Below are 13015 nucleotides of genomic sequence, written 5' to 3'. Positions count from 1 at the left end.
GTCACAACGACCCCGCATACCCATGGCACAGACTCTCTACGACAAACTGTGGAATACCCACGTCGTCCACACCGAGGACGACGGCACGGCATTGCTCTACATCGACCGTCAGCTGCTGCACGAAGTCACGAGCCCGCAGGCGTTCGAAGGGCTGAACGTCGCGCACCGCCCGGTGTGGCGCATCAGCGCGAACCTGGCCGTGTCGGACCACAACGTCCCGACCACGGATCGAAGCCACGGCATCGCCGATCCGGTCTCGAAGCTGCAGGTCGACACGCTCGACGCGAACTGCGATGCGTTCGGCATCACGCAGTTCAAGATGAACGACGTGCGTCAGGGCATCGTGCACATCATCGGGCCGGAGCAGGGCGCGACGCTGCCGGGCATGACGATCGTCTGCGGCGACTCGCACACGTCGACGCACGGCGCGTTCGGCGCGCTCGCGCACGGCATCGGCACGTCGGAAGTCGAGCACGTGCTCGCGACGCAAACCTTGCTGCAGAAAAAGAGCAAGAACATGCTCGTGAAGGTCGAGGGCACGCTGCCGCGCGGCTGTACCGCGAAGGACATCGTGCTCGCGATCATCGGCAAGATCGGCACGGCCGGCGGCACGGGCTACGCGATCGAATTCGGCGGCTCGACGATCCGCGCGCTGACGATGGAAGGCCGGATGACCGTCTGCAACATGGCGATCGAAGCCGGCGCGCGCGCGGGCATGGTCGCGGTCGACGACACGACGATCGACTACCTGAAGGGTCGTCCGTTCGTGCCGACTGGCGCGGAATGGAACCAGGCCGTCGAGTACTGGCGCGAATTCAAGTCCGACGAAGGCGCGCAGTTCGACCGCGTCGTCGAGCTGAACGCGGCCGAGATCGTCCCGCAGGTCACGTGGGGCACGTCGCCGGAAATGGTCACGTCGATCGACGGTCGCGTGCCGGACCCCGAGCGCGAGAAGGATCCGGTCAAGCGCGACGCGATGGAGCGCGCGCTGGCCTACATGGCGCTCGAGCCGAACACGCCGATCGAGTCGATCAAGGTCGACAAGATCTTCATCGGTTCGTGCACGAACGCGCGCATCGAAGATATCCGCGCAGCCGCCTACGTCGTGAAGAAGCTGAACCGCCGCATTGCGTCGAACGTGCGGCTCGCGATGGTCGTGCCGGGCTCGGGCCTCGTGAAGGCGCAGGCCGAGCGCGAAGGGCTCGACAAGGTGTTCACCGACGCGGGCTTCGAATGGCGCGAGCCGGGCTGCTCGATGTGCCTCGCGATGAACGCCGACCGGCTCGAGCCGGGCGAGCGCTGCGCGTCGACGTCGAACCGCAACTTCGAAGGCCGGCAAGGCGCGGGCGGTCGCACGCACCTCGTGAGCCCCGCGATGGCGGCGGCGGCGGCGATCGAAGGCCATTTCGTCGACATTCGCCAGCTGGGGTAACGCGTGACGGCATCGAAGCTCATCGCGCGGCTGGTGGCCGCGCTGGCGCTCGCGGGGCTGGGCTTCGGCCTCGCGGGCTGCAATACCGTCCGAGGCTTCGGCCAGGACGTCAACGCCGCCGGCAATGCGCTGCAGCGCGCCGCGGACTGACGCCCACCGAGAATTTGTCGATGTGCGCCGGCTGAATGCCGGCCCTCCAACCGGATAGACGGATCATGGAAAAATTCACTGTACATACCGGCGTCGTGGCGCCGCTCGATCGCGAGAACGTCGACACCGACGCGATCATCCCGAAGCAGTTCCTGAAGTCGATCAAGCGCACGGGCTTCGGTCCGAACGCGTTCGACGAATGGCGTTACCTCGACCACGGCGAGCCGGGCCAGGACAACTCGAAGCGCCCGCTGAACCCGGACTTCGTGCTGAATCAGCCGCGCTACCAGGGCGCATCGGTGCTGCTGGCACGCAAGAACTTCGGCTGCGGCAGCTCGCGCGAGCACGCGCCGTGGGCGCTGCAGCAGTACGGCTTCCGCGCGATCATCGCGCCGAGCTTCGCCGACATCTTCTTCAACAACTGCTACAAGAACGGGCTGTTGCCGATCGTGCTGACCGAGCAGCAGGTCGATCACCTGTTCAACGACACGTATGCGTTCAACGGCTATCAGCTGACGATCGACCTCGATGCGCAGGTCGTGCGCACGGGCGACGGCCGCGAGTATGCGTTCGACATCACCGCGTTCCGCAAGTACTGCCTGCTGAACGGTTTCGACGACATCGGCCTGACGCTGCGTCACGCGGACAAGATCCGCCAGTTCGAAGCCGAGCGGCTCGCGAAGCAGCCGTGGCTCAACAACAAGCTGGTCGGCTGAGATTGCCTCCGGGCGGGCGCGCATGACGCGCGCTCGCCGACCTGCCACCCATACCTATCCAGTCAGGAATAACGCATGAAGATTGCAGTGCTGCCCGGCGACGGCATCGGTCCGGAAATCGTCAACGAAGCGGTCAAGGTGCTGAACGCCCTCGACGAAAAGTTCGAGCTCGAGCGGGCGCCGGTTGGCGGCGCGGGCTACGAGGCGAGCGGTCATCCGTTGCCGGACGCGACGCTGAAACTCGCGAAGGAAGCCGACGCGATCCTGTTCGGCTCGGTCGGCGACTGGAAGTACGACTCGCTCGAGCGCGCGCTGCGCCCCGAGCAGGCGATCCTCGGGCTGCGCAAGCATCTCGAGCTGTTCGCGAACTTCCGTCCGGCGATCTGCTATCCGCAGCTCGTCGATGCGTCGCCGCTGAAGCCGGAACTGGTCGCGGGCCTCGACATCCTGATCGTGCGCGAACTGAACGGCGACATCTACTTCGGCCAGCCGCGCGGCGTGCGCGCGGCACCGGACGGCCCGTTCGCCGGCGCGCGCGAAGGCTTCGACACGATGCGCTACTCGGAACCGGAAGTGCGCCGCATCGCACACGTCGCGTTCCAGGCCGCGCAAAAGCGCGCGAAGAAGCTGCTGTCGGTCGACAAGTCGAACGTGCTGGAGACGTCGCAGTTCTGGCGCGACGTCATGATCGACGTGTCGAAGGAATACGCGGACGTCGAGCTGTCGCACATGTACGTCGACAACGCGGCGATGCAGCTCGCGAAGGCGCCGAAGCAGTTCGACGTGATCGTGACCGGCAACATGTTCGGCGACATCCTGTCGGATGAAGCGTCGATGCTGACGGGCTCGATCGGCATGCTGCCGTCGGCGTCGCTCGACAAGAACAACAAGGGTCTGTACGAGCCGTCGCACGGTTCGGCGCCGGACATCGCGGGCAAGGGCATCGCGAATCCGCTGGCGACGATCCTGTCGGCCGCGATGCTGCTGCGCTATTCGCTGAATCGCGCGGAGCAGGCCGATCGCATCGAGCGCGCCGTGAAAACGGTGCTCGAACAAGGCTACCGCACCGGCGACATCGCGACGCCGGGCTGCCAGCAGGTCGGCACGGCGGCGATGGGCGACGCGGTGGTCGCCGCGCTGTAAGCGCGCGGCAAGGCAACAGGCAGTCAAGATAGAAAAGGGCGCGAACGGGCCGCGAAATCGGCCGGTTCGCGCGCGGTTGGCCGTTGTGCGGGCAACCGGCTTTGTGTAGACTCGAACGATGGCGCTGATTTCCCTGATCTCCCCGGTCCTGAAACTCCACGGCAACACTGCCCGTGCGGGTGCGCGCGCCATCGTCATCACGAAAACCATTACCACGAAAACGATCATTAAACGCTGATCGCCGTCGTGCCCGCCTGTTTCCCCGCGCGGTCACGCGGGGACGGAAATGGCGGGGAAGCTCCATTCAAGCAAAGGGTTAGTCATGAACGTAGGTCTCGTAGGTTGGCGCGGCATGGTCGGCAGCGTGCTGATGCAGCGCATGCAGGAAGAAGGTGATTTCGACCTGATCGAACCGGTGTTTTTCAGCACCAGCAACACGGGCGGCAAGGCGCCGTCGTTCGCGAAAAACGAGACTACGCTCAAGGACGCGACCAACGTCGACGAGCTGAAGAAGTGCGACGTGATCATCACGTGCCAGGGCGGCGACTACACGAACGACGTGTTCCCGAAGCTGCGCGCGGCCGGCTGGAACGGCTACTGGATCGATGCGGCCTCGTCGCTGCGGATGAACGACGACGCGGTCATCATCCTTGATCCGGTCAACCTCGACGTGATCAAGGACGCGCTCGTCAAGGGCACGAAGAACTTCGTCGGCGGCAACTGTACGGTCAGCCTGATGCTGATGGCGCTCGGCGGCCTGTTCCGCGAGAACCTCGTCGACTGGATGACGGCGATGACCTACCAGGCCGCATCGGGCGCGGGCGCGCAGAACATGCGTGAACTGCTGTCGCAGATGGGCACGCTGCACGGTTCGGTGCAGGAGCAACTCGCCGATCCGGCTTCCGCGATTCTCGACATCGACCGCCGCGTGCTCGCGACGATGAACAGCGACGCGATGCCGACGAGCCACTTCGGCGTGCCGCTCGCCGGCTCGCTGATCCCGTGGATCGACAAGGATCTCGGCAACGGGATGTCGAAGGAAGAGTGGAAGGGCGGCGCGGAAACCAACAAGATCCTCGGCAAGCCGGCCATGGGCGAGCCGGGCTCGATCCCGGTCGACGGCCTGTGCGTGCGGATCGGCGCGATGCGCTGCCACTCGCAGGCGCTGACGATCAAGCTGAAGAAGGACGTCCCGCTCGACGAAATCAACGGCATCCTCGCGTCGGCGAACGACTGGGTGAAGGTCGTGCCGAACGAGCGCGAAGCGTCGATGCGCGACCTGTCGCCGGCGAAGATCACCGGCACGCTGACGGTGCCGGTCGGTCGCCTGCGCAAGCTCGCGATGGGTGGCGAATACCTGTCGGCGTTCACGGTCGGCGACCAGCTGCTGTGGGGCGCGGCCGAGCCGCTGCGCCGCATGCTGCGCATCCTGCTCGACAAGTAAGTCGGGCCGCGCCGCGCGCGGTGCGCGCGTGACGCGAAACGCCTGCCAGCCCTTCGCGGGGCGGCAGGCGTTTTTTTGTCCGGCGTCAGGTCTTGTGCGGACCGCCCATTGCGCGGAAGTCCCGAACCGCTCGCGCGGCCGGGGCTTTTCCTGCATCGCCATCCTTTGGCACGAGGAATCGATGCGACGCGAAGTACAAGGAGGGGCCGAATTCGTTCCGGAACCCGATGCCGTCGTCCGGTTTTTCATCGATTGATGATCCTCTTTTGACAAAACCGGCGCGTGCGATTCTGTGCCCGGATCGGCGATGCCTTCGCGCGATTCGCGCACCGACGGCCCGACGCGGTCGGCCGTAAGGTCGCGGCGCAGGCGCGGACGGCCGCATCCGCAGGCGACGAATTCGGCCGGAACGCGATCGTGTGAAGTAAACTATGCGGTTACGACGCGCAGAGCCGCCCAAAGCGTCGCGTTCTGCGCGACGCTTTTGCATTTCTGCGGCGACTTTATTGACGCTTCCCTACGCGAATCCGAGCCGCGCCCGCGCGCGGCGATAGAGCCTACGATGTCCCGAATTTCCTTGTTTCCGCGTCAGTCCCGTCTGGCGCGCGCCGTGCGTGGCGCGCTGGCGATCCTGGCGCTCGGCGCGGCCGCTTCGGCCTGGGCGGCCGGTTCCGGCGAGCTGCCGGCGTCTGCCGCCGGCGGTGCCGCGCCGCTCAACGTGACGGTCCAGCCGGGCCAATCGTTGAACGACCTCGCGAAAGCCGCGACGCAATCGCACGATCCGGGCGTGCTCGCGCGCGCCGGCCGCGCGCTGTTCGACGCCAATCCGCAGGCGTTCATGAAGCACGACCCGAGCCGCCTGAAAGTCGGCGCGACGCTGACGGTGCCGGCGCTCGATGCGACCGGCGCGGCGCTCGTGCCGGCTGCTGCGTCGGGCACGGCGGCGGTCGCGCAGCATGGCGCGTCGGCGCCGCATCCTGGGTCGGCCGTGCAAACCGCGCCGGCCGTATCGGCCGCGCATACGGCGCCGGTCAGCGGGGCGAGCGTCACGGTTGCAGCCGGGGCAGCGGCAGGCGCGTCGGCTTCGAGCGGCGCGTCCGCCGCGCACGGCGCGTCGACGGTCGAATCCGTCCAGTCGCCAGCGGCTGCGGCCGGCGCAAGCGGGCCGCACGTGTGGAACGGCGCGATCCAGTCCGCACCGTCGTCCGCCAGCGAGGCCGTGACGCAGGCCGGACCGGGCGGTGCGGCTCAAGGGATGCACGAACCGTCTGCAGCAGCGCCCGTCGCGGGTGCGTCGCAGCCGCGGCCGTCGAGCCTGCAGCAATTGCTCGCGCTGAAGAACCGCGTGCTGATGGAACTGCAGAAGCACGGGATCGGGAAGCCGGCCGCCACGAACAACGTTGCACCGGCGCCGGCGCCCGCTGCGCCGCGTCCCGCTGCGAACGGCACGAACGGCACGAACGGCACGAACGGCACGAACGGCACGAACGGCACGAACGGCGCGAACGGCGCGAATGATGCGGCGGCGTCAGCTGCCGCGTCGTCGTCGGCTGCGAGCGAAGCGTCGTCCGGCGTGGCCGCGAGTGCGGTGCAGCCGGCCGTGCCGGCGGCGACCGCCGCGCCTGCACGCGGTTCGGAACAGATCGACTGGCGTCCGGCCGCAGCGGCCGGCGCCGCCGTGGTCGTGCTGGCGGCCGGTTTTGCGTGGCGCAAGCGCCGGAAAGCGCGGCCGACCGACGAAACCGCACCGGCATCCGGCGGGACGGCTGTTGCCGACGGCGGTGCATCGTCGTCGCCGGTCGCATCCACCGAGCCAGTGCAGCCGATTCTCCCCGAGACGCCGTTGGCCCGCGACGCGGCCGCCGATCTGAGTCTAGTCACGGCCGCGGCCGCAGCGGCGGAGACGTTCGAGACGCACGAACCCGAAATCCCGTCGCCGTCGGAAACGGCGAAGCCGCACGACGTTCAGGCGGAAGCATCGTCCGCGCGCATCGCACCCGACAGCGAAGCAACGCCGGCCCCGCACGACGAGAAGCCTGTCGCGGAACCGGCCGCGGACGAGCCGCTCGTCACGCCCGCCGCAGCACCCGCGACGAACGACGCGCAGCACGCAGCGCTGATGCAGAACGCGATCAGCGCGCTCAACAGCCTCGACATGCCGCTGCCGCCGCGTACGGCCGATGAGCCGTCCGCACGGGAAGGGCCAGCCGAAGGCGGGCAAATCGCAACTAACGGTCAATCCGCCGCGCACCCGCCAGTTGGCGCGACCGATCCGTCCCCGCAACATCCGGCCGACCACGACGACGAGTTCGACTGGGATCCGGACGCGGCAACGCCTGCCTCTCACCCGGGCGGTGCCGCCGCGCCGTCGTCGCTGCCGCCGCTCGGCGTCGCGCAGTTCGGCGCGCTGAAGCTGGATTTCGATCTCGACCTGCCGTCCGCGCCGGGTGCCGTGCTGCCCGCGCTGACGCCGGAGGAACTCGCCCGCATCGCCCGCAACAAGCTGGATCTCGCGTCGGAGTACGTGCAACTGGGCGATCTGTCTGGCGCGCGCACGCTGCTGCAGGAAGTGGTCGACGCGAACGACGCCGCCACGCGCGACGATGCGCGTGCGCTGCTCGCGAAACTCGCGGAAGAGGCGTGATGCGGATCGCGCTCGGGATTCAGTACGACGGCGCCGCTTTCTGCGGCTGGCAGGCGCAGCCGCACGGCAAGACCGTGCAGGATGCGCTCGAGCGCGCACTCGGCGCGTTCGCATGCGTGCCGCTGCACACGACGGTCGCGGGGCGGACCGACACGGGCGTGCACGGGCTCGGACAGGTCGTGCATTTCGATACGGAGCTCGATCGCGCGGATTTCTCGTGGGTGCGCGGCACCAACGCATTTCTGCCGCCGACCGTGTCCGTGCAGTGGGCGAAGCCGATGCCGGACGCGTTCCACGCGCGTTTCTCGGCGTTCGAACGCACGTACTACTACGCGCTGTACGTGCATCCCGTGCGCTCGCCGATGCTGGCCGGCCGCGCGGGCTGGATCCACACGCCGCTCGACGACGACGCGATGCGCGCGGCCGCCGCGCATCTGATCGGCGAGCACGACTTCTCGTCGTTCCGGTCGTCGGAATGCCAGTCGAAGACGCCGGTCAAACACCTGTACCAGATCGACGTGCGGCGCGCGGGCCACTTCATTCATTTCCGCTTCCGCGCGAACGCGTTCCTGCACCACATGGTGCGCAACCTGATGGGCTGCCTCGTCGCGGTGGGGCGCGGCCGCTATCCGGCCGACTGGCTCGCCGACGTGCTGGCCGGGCGCGATCGCAATCTCGCGGCGCCCACGTTCATGGCCGACGGGCTGTACCTCGCCCATGTCGGCTACCCGGCGGAATTCGCCGTCCCGCCCGCGCAGCTCGGCAGCGTGCCGTGGAGCAGCGTCTGGGCCGATCTGGACCCACAACCATGACGGATCACGCCGTGTCTTCTTCGATCTCTGCCGCGGCCGGCCTCGCGCCGCGCACGCGCATCAAGCTGTGCGGCCTGTCGCGCCCCGAGGACGTGCTGCATGCCGCCGCGCTCGGCGCCGACGCGATCGGCCTCGTGTTCTATCCGAAGAGCCCGCGCGCGGTGTCGATCGCGCTGGCGGCCGAACTCGCGAGCCTCGCGCCGCCGTTCGTGTCGGTGGTCGGGCTGTTCGTGAACGCGACCGAAGCGGAGATCGAGGCGGTCGTGCGCGACGTGCCGCTCACGATGCTGCAATTGCACGGCGACGAGACGCCCGAGCAGTGCGACGCCCTCGGCCGCGCGGCGCGCCTGCCGTGGTTGCGCGCGGTGCGCGTCGGCCCCTCGACGCAGCCGGCCGATTTGGTAGAATCGGCTCTTCATTATTCGAAAGCGCGCGGCTTCCTGTTCGACACCTTGGTGCCGGACTACGGTGGTAGCGGCAAGGTCTTCGATTGGTCTCTTATTCCCGCAGAGCTCGCGCATCGGGCCGTTTTGAGTGGTGGCTTGAGCGCGCAAAACGTCGGTGATGCGATTCGCCAGTTGCGTCCGTTTGCTGTCGATGTCTCGAGTGGCATCGAAGTGGAGGGCGCGAAGGGCGTGAAGGATCACGCCCGGATGGCGGCGTTCGTACGCGCGGTGCGCGAAGCGGACGCCGGGTGATGCAAGAAGGTGCGGCCCCGACAGCGGGGCGCACCGACCGATCGAGAGTGACACCATGTACAACCTTCCTGATGATCGCGGCCACTTCGGCCCGTATGGCGGCGTGTTCGTCGCCGAAACGCTGATTCACGCGCTGGACGAACTGCGCACGGCGTATGAAAAATTCCGGAACGACCCCGATTTCGTCGCCGAGTACGAGCGCGAACTGAAGTACTTCGTCGGCCGTCCGTCGCCGATCTATCACGCGCAGCGCTGGAGCGAGACGCTCGGCGGCGCGCAGATCTACCTGAAGCGCGAGGACCTGAACCACACCGGCGCGCACAAGATCAACAACGTGATCGGCCAGGCGCTGCTCGCGAAGCGGATGGGCAAGAAGCGCGTGATCGCCGAGACCGGCGCCGGCCAGCACGGCGTCGCGACGGCGACGATCTGCGCGCGCTTCGGCATGGAGTGCATCGTCTACATGGGCGCCGAGGACGTGCGCCGCCAGGCCGCGAACGTCTACCGGATGAAGCTGCTCGGCGCGACGGTCGTGCCGGTCGAATCGGGTTCGCGCACGCTGAAGGACGCGCTGAACGAAGCGATGCGCGATTGGGTCACGAACATCGAAAGCACGTTCTACATCATCGGCACGGTCGCGGGCCCGCACCCGTATCCGGCGATGGTGCGCGACTTCCAGCGCGTGATCGGCGACGAGTGCAAGGTGCAGATGCCGGAACTCGCCGGCCGGCAGCCGGACGCGGTGATTGCGTGCGTCGGCGGCGGCTCGAACGCGATGGGCATCTTCTATCCGTACATCGACGATGCTTCCGTGCAGCTGATCGGCGTCGAAGCGGCCGGCGACGGCCTCGACACCGGCCGTCACGCGGCGTCGCTGATCGCCGGCAGCCCCGGCGTGCTGCACGGCAACCGCACGTACCTGCTGCAGGACGACAACGGCCAGATCATCGAGACGCATTCGGTGTCGGCCGGCCTCGACTATCCGGGCGTCGGCCCCGAGCACGCATGGCTGAAGGACAGCGGCCGCGCGCAGTACGTGCCGATCACCGACGACGAGGCGCTGAAGGCGTTCCACGACTGCTGCCGGATCGAGGGGATCATCCCCGCGCTCGAGTCGAGCCACGCGATCGCGTACGGCGTGAAGCTCGCGCCGACGTTGCCGAAGGACAAGATCCTGCTCGTCAACCTGTCGGGCCGCGGCGACAAGGACATGCACACGGTCGCCGAGCGATCGGGCATCGCGCTCTGACCCCGACCGATGCGTGACCTGATCGAACAACCGGGCGGCGGCGCCGCGAGCGAAGCGGAGGCGGTGCAGCCTGCCGTCGCCGTGCCGCGCGCACGACCGTCCGGGATCGAGCTGCACAACCGCGATTTCATGACCGAAGCCGCGCGCCTGCCGGATGCGTCGATCGACCTGATCGTCGCCGATCCGCCGTACGGGCTCGGCAAGGACTACGGCAACGACTCGGACAAGCGTTCGGGCGACGATTTCCTCGCGTGGACGCGCGAGTGGCTCGAGCTCGCGATTCCGAAGCTCAAGCCGAGCGGGTCGATGTACATCTTCTGCACGTGGCAGTACGCGCCGGAAATCTTCAGCTTCCTGAAGACGAAGCTCACGATGGTCAACGAGATCATCTGGGACCGGCGCGTGCCGAGCATGGGCGGCACGACGCGCCGTTTCACGTCGGTGCACGACAACATCGGCTTTTTCGCGGTTTCCAAAGCGTATTACTTCGATCTCGATCCGGTCCGCATCCCGTACGACGCCGACACGAAGAAGGCCCGCTCGCGCAAGCTGTTCGAAGGCAGCAAGTGGCTGGAGATGGGCTACAACCCGAAGGACGTCTGGTCGGTCTCGCGCCTGCATCGGCAGCACGCGGAGCGCGTCGATCATCCGACCCAGAAGCCGCTGGAAATCATCGAGCGGATGGTGCTCGCAAGCTGCCCGCCGGGCGGCCGCGTGCTCGATCCGTTCATGGGCAGCGGCACGACCGCGGTGGCCTGCGCACGGCAGGGGCGCGACTTCGTCGGCTACGAGATCAACGAAAGTTATTGCGCGATCGCGCATGAGCGCGTGAGCGCGCTCGTCGCGCCGGCGTGCGCGTGAGTCGCGCCGCCGAGTCGCCGATCGCATCAAGGAAAATTGCCATGTCCTCCCGTATCCAGCAGACCTTCGCCGCACTCGCCGAACAAGGCCGCAAGGGCCTGATCCCGTTCATCACGGCCGGCGACCCCGATCCCGCGAAGACCGTCGAATTCATGCACGCGCTCGCCGAAGGCGGCGCCGACGTGATCGAGCTCGGCGTGCCGTTCTCGGACCCGATGGCCGACGGCCCCGTGATCCAGCGCTCGTCGGAACGCGCGCTCGCGCGCGGCGTCACGCTGAAGAGCGTGCTCGCCGACGTGAAGCGCTTCCGCGAGACCGACCAGAAAACCCCCGTCGTGCTGATGGGCTATGCGAACCCGATCGAGCGGATGGGCGTCGACGCGTTCGCGGCCGAAGCGCAGGCGGCGGGCGTCGACGGCGTGCTCGTCGTCGACTATCCGCCCGAGGAAGCGGGCGTGTTCGCCGAGAAAATGCGTGCCGCGCAGATCGATCCGATCTTCCTGCTCGCGCCGACGTCGACCGACGAACGCATCGCAGACGTGGGCAAGATCGCGAGCGGCTACGTGTACTACGTGTCGCTCAAGGGCGTGACCGGCGCCGGAAATCTGGATGTTTCGAGCATTGCGGGTAAAATCCCGGCCATCAAGTCGCGCGTGCCGGTTCCGGTGGGCGTCGGCTTCGGCATCCGCGACGCCGAAACGGCGCGCGCGGTGGCCGAAGTGTCGGACGCCGTCGTGATCGGCAGCCGCCTGGTGCAGCTGCTCGAGAGCACCGCGCCGGAGGGCGCCGCCGCCGCGCTGAAGACTTTCATCGCCGAGCTGCGCGCCGCCCTGGACGGCGCCGGCAACACGGCGCGATAAACACAACACAGGAAGCGGGAACGGGCCGGTCGGCCCGCCCCGCCACGGAACAGGAAACCATACGATGAGCTGGCTCGACAAACTGTTGCCGCCGAAGATCAAGCAGACCGACCCGAAAAGCCGCAAGGGCATTCCGGAGGGCCTGTGGGTCAAGTGCCCGTCCTGCGAGGCCGTGCTGTACCGCAACGACGTGGACGCGAACCTGCACGTGTGCCCGAAGTGCGATCACCACATGCGCATCGGCGCGCGCGAGCGCCTCGACGGGCTGCTGGATCCGGAAGGCCGCTATGAAATCGGCCAGGAAATCGTGCCGGTCGACTCGCTGAAGTTCAAGGACAGCCGCAAGTACCCCGATCGTCTGAAGGAAGCGATGGACGAGACGGGCGAGACCGACGCGATGGTCGTGATGGGCGGTGCGATCCACACGCTGCCCGTCGTCGCGGCCTGCTTCGAGTTCTCGTTCATGGGCGGCTCGATGGGCTCGGTCGTCGGCGAGCGCTTCGCGCGCGGCGCGCAGAACGCGCTGGAGCAGCAGGTGCCGTTCATCTGCTTTACCGCTTCGGGCGGCGCCCGGATGCAGGAAAGCCTGCTGTCGCTGATGCAGATGGCCAAGACCACCGCGATGCTGACCAAGCTGGCCGAAGCCAAGCTGCCGTTCATTTCGGTGCTGACCGACCCGACGATGGGCGGCGTGTCGGCGAGCTTCGCGTTCCTCGGCGACGTCGTGATCGCCGAGCCGAAGGCGCTGATCGGCTTCGCCGGCCCGCGCGTGATCGAGCAGACGGTTCGCGAAAAGCTGCCGGAAGGCTTCCAGCGCGCGGAATTCCTGCTGAAGACGGGCGCGATCGACATGATCGTCGACCGCCGCAAGATGCGCGACGAGATCGCGCAACTGCTCGCGCTGCTGCAGCGACAGCCGGCCGACGCGCTGGCCTGATTGGCGCGGCGTTGTGAACTGCGCGCGTCGCCCGGCTGAACCGCCGGGCGGCGCGTTTCGTTTTTTGGC

General features: G+C 67.6%; 13 protein-coding genes. All 13 read left to right on the top strand.

Going from position 1 to position 13015, the window contains the following annotated elements; genetic code table 11:
- Positions 1-22: 22 nt before the first annotated feature.
- The 13 genes from leuC (at position 23) to accD (ending at position 12946) form a co-directional block, all read left to right on the top strand.
- Positions 23-1432, top strand: coding sequence for a 3-isopropylmalate dehydratase large subunit (gene leuC, locus DIE12_RS10490; RefSeq protein ID WP_044843810.1), 1410 nt, complete (start codon positions 23-25; stop codon positions 1430-1432).
- 3 nt (positions 1433-1435) lie between these two features.
- Positions 1436-1582 (top strand): entericidin A/B family lipoprotein, encoded by a 147-nt coding sequence (locus DIE12_RS10485; RefSeq protein ID WP_011658379.1) that lies wholly within the window; start codon positions 1436-1438, stop codon positions 1580-1582.
- A 65-nt stretch (positions 1583-1647) separates the two neighbouring features.
- A complete protein-coding gene (leuD, locus tag DIE12_RS10480) occupies positions 1648-2298 on the top strand; it encodes a 3-isopropylmalate dehydratase small subunit (RefSeq protein WP_044843811.1) in 651 nt (216 codons plus the stop codon).
- A 75-nt stretch (positions 2299-2373) separates the two neighbouring features.
- Positions 2374-3441 carry a 3-isopropylmalate dehydrogenase gene (leuB, locus tag DIE12_RS10475; RefSeq protein ID WP_124521338.1) on the top strand — a complete coding sequence of 356 codons (1068 nt, stop codon included), beginning with the start codon at positions 2374-2376 and terminating at the stop codon, positions 3439-3441.
- 118 nt (positions 3442-3559) lie between these two features.
- Complete coding sequence (locus tag DIE12_RS10470) at positions 3560-3679, top strand: hypothetical protein (RefSeq protein WP_006756675.1); 120 nt, start codon at positions 3560-3562, stop codon at positions 3677-3679.
- 84 nt (positions 3680-3763) lie between these two features.
- Positions 3764-4885: an aspartate-semialdehyde dehydrogenase gene (gene asd, locus DIE12_RS10465; RefSeq protein WP_057923940.1), complete on the top strand. Its 1122-nt coding sequence runs from the start codon at positions 3764-3766 to the stop codon at positions 4883-4885.
- Between the two features lie 562 nt (positions 4886-5447).
- Complete coding sequence (locus tag DIE12_RS10460; protein WP_124551193.1) at positions 5448-7529, top strand: FimV/HubP family polar landmark protein; 2082 nt, start codon at positions 5448-5450, stop codon at positions 7527-7529.
- Positions 7529-8341: a tRNA pseudouridine(38-40) synthase TruA gene (gene truA / locus DIE12_RS10455; RefSeq protein WP_185500371.1), complete on the top strand. Its 813-nt coding sequence runs from the start codon at positions 7529-7531 to the stop codon at positions 8339-8341. Before DIE12_RS10460 ends, truA begins: the two co-directional genes overlap by 1 nt.
- Positions 8338-9039 (top strand): phosphoribosylanthranilate isomerase, encoded by a 702-nt coding sequence (locus DIE12_RS10450; RefSeq protein ID WP_124521511.1) that lies wholly within the window; start codon positions 8338-8340, stop codon positions 9037-9039. Before truA ends, DIE12_RS10450 begins: the two co-directional genes overlap by 4 nt.
- Positions 9040-9094: 55 nt before the next feature.
- A complete protein-coding gene (gene trpB / locus DIE12_RS10445; RefSeq protein WP_044843817.1) occupies positions 9095-10288 on the top strand; it encodes a tryptophan synthase subunit beta in 1194 nt (397 codons plus the stop codon).
- Positions 10289-10297: 9 nt separating this feature from the next.
- On the top strand, positions 10298-11149 hold the full coding sequence (locus DIE12_RS10440; RefSeq protein ID WP_124486388.1) for a site-specific DNA-methyltransferase: 852 nt from the start codon (positions 10298-10300) through the stop codon (positions 11147-11149).
- Between the two features lie 41 nt (positions 11150-11190).
- Positions 11191-12009, top strand: a complete 819-nt coding sequence (gene trpA / locus DIE12_RS10435) for a tryptophan synthase subunit alpha (protein WP_124521342.1) — start codon at positions 11191-11193, stop codon at positions 12007-12009.
- A 64-nt stretch (positions 12010-12073) separates the two neighbouring features.
- A complete protein-coding gene (gene accD / locus DIE12_RS10430; RefSeq protein WP_044843820.1) occupies positions 12074-12946 on the top strand; it encodes an acetyl-CoA carboxylase, carboxyltransferase subunit beta in 873 nt (290 codons plus the stop codon).
- Positions 12947-13015: the final 69 nt, after the last annotated feature.

The organism is Burkholderia sp. Bp9015, from assembly GCF_003853505.1.
In the GTDB taxonomy this organism is placed as follows: domain Bacteria; phylum Pseudomonadota; class Gammaproteobacteria; order Burkholderiales; family Burkholderiaceae; genus Burkholderia.
This window is presented reverse-complemented; position numbering and strand designations above follow the sequence as displayed.

Bases quoted from the DNA above. Each gene is read 5' to 3' on its own strand.
- DIE12_RS10450 (WP_124521511.1), top strand. From the start codon at position 8,338: ATGACGGATCACGCCGTGTCTTCTTCGATCTCTGCCGCGGCCGGCCTC.
- DIE12_RS10440 (WP_124486388.1), top strand. From the start codon at position 10,298: ATGCGTGACCTGATCGAACAACCGGGCGGCGGCGCCGCGAGCGAAGCG.
- trpB (WP_044843817.1), top strand. From the start codon at position 9,095: ATGTACAACCTTCCTGATGATCGCGGCCACTTCGGCCCGTATGGCGGC.
- leuD (WP_044843811.1), top strand. From the start codon at position 1,648: ATGGAAAAATTCACTGTACATACCGGCGTCGTGGCGCCGCTCGATCGC.
- truA (WP_185500371.1), top strand. From the start codon at position 7,529: ATGCGGATCGCGCTCGGGATTCAGTACGACGGCGCCGCTTTCTGCGGC.
- DIE12_RS10470 (WP_006756675.1), top strand. From the start codon at position 3,560: ATGGCGCTGATTTCCCTGATCTCCCCGGTCCTGAAACTCCACGGCAAC.
- trpA (WP_124521342.1), top strand. From the start codon at position 11,191: ATGTCCTCCCGTATCCAGCAGACCTTCGCCGCACTCGCCGAACAAGGC.
- DIE12_RS10460 (WP_124551193.1), top strand. From the start codon at position 5,448: ATGTCCCGAATTTCCTTGTTTCCGCGTCAGTCCCGTCTGGCGCGCGCC.
- asd (WP_057923940.1), top strand. From the start codon at position 3,764: ATGAACGTAGGTCTCGTAGGTTGGCGCGGCATGGTCGGCAGCGTGCTG.
- leuB (WP_124521338.1), top strand. From the start codon at position 2,374: ATGAAGATTGCAGTGCTGCCCGGCGACGGCATCGGTCCGGAAATCGTC.
- leuC (WP_044843810.1), top strand. From the start codon at position 23: ATGGCACAGACTCTCTACGACAAACTGTGGAATACCCACGTCGTCCAC.
- accD (WP_044843820.1), top strand. From the start codon at position 12,074: ATGAGCTGGCTCGACAAACTGTTGCCGCCGAAGATCAAGCAGACCGAC.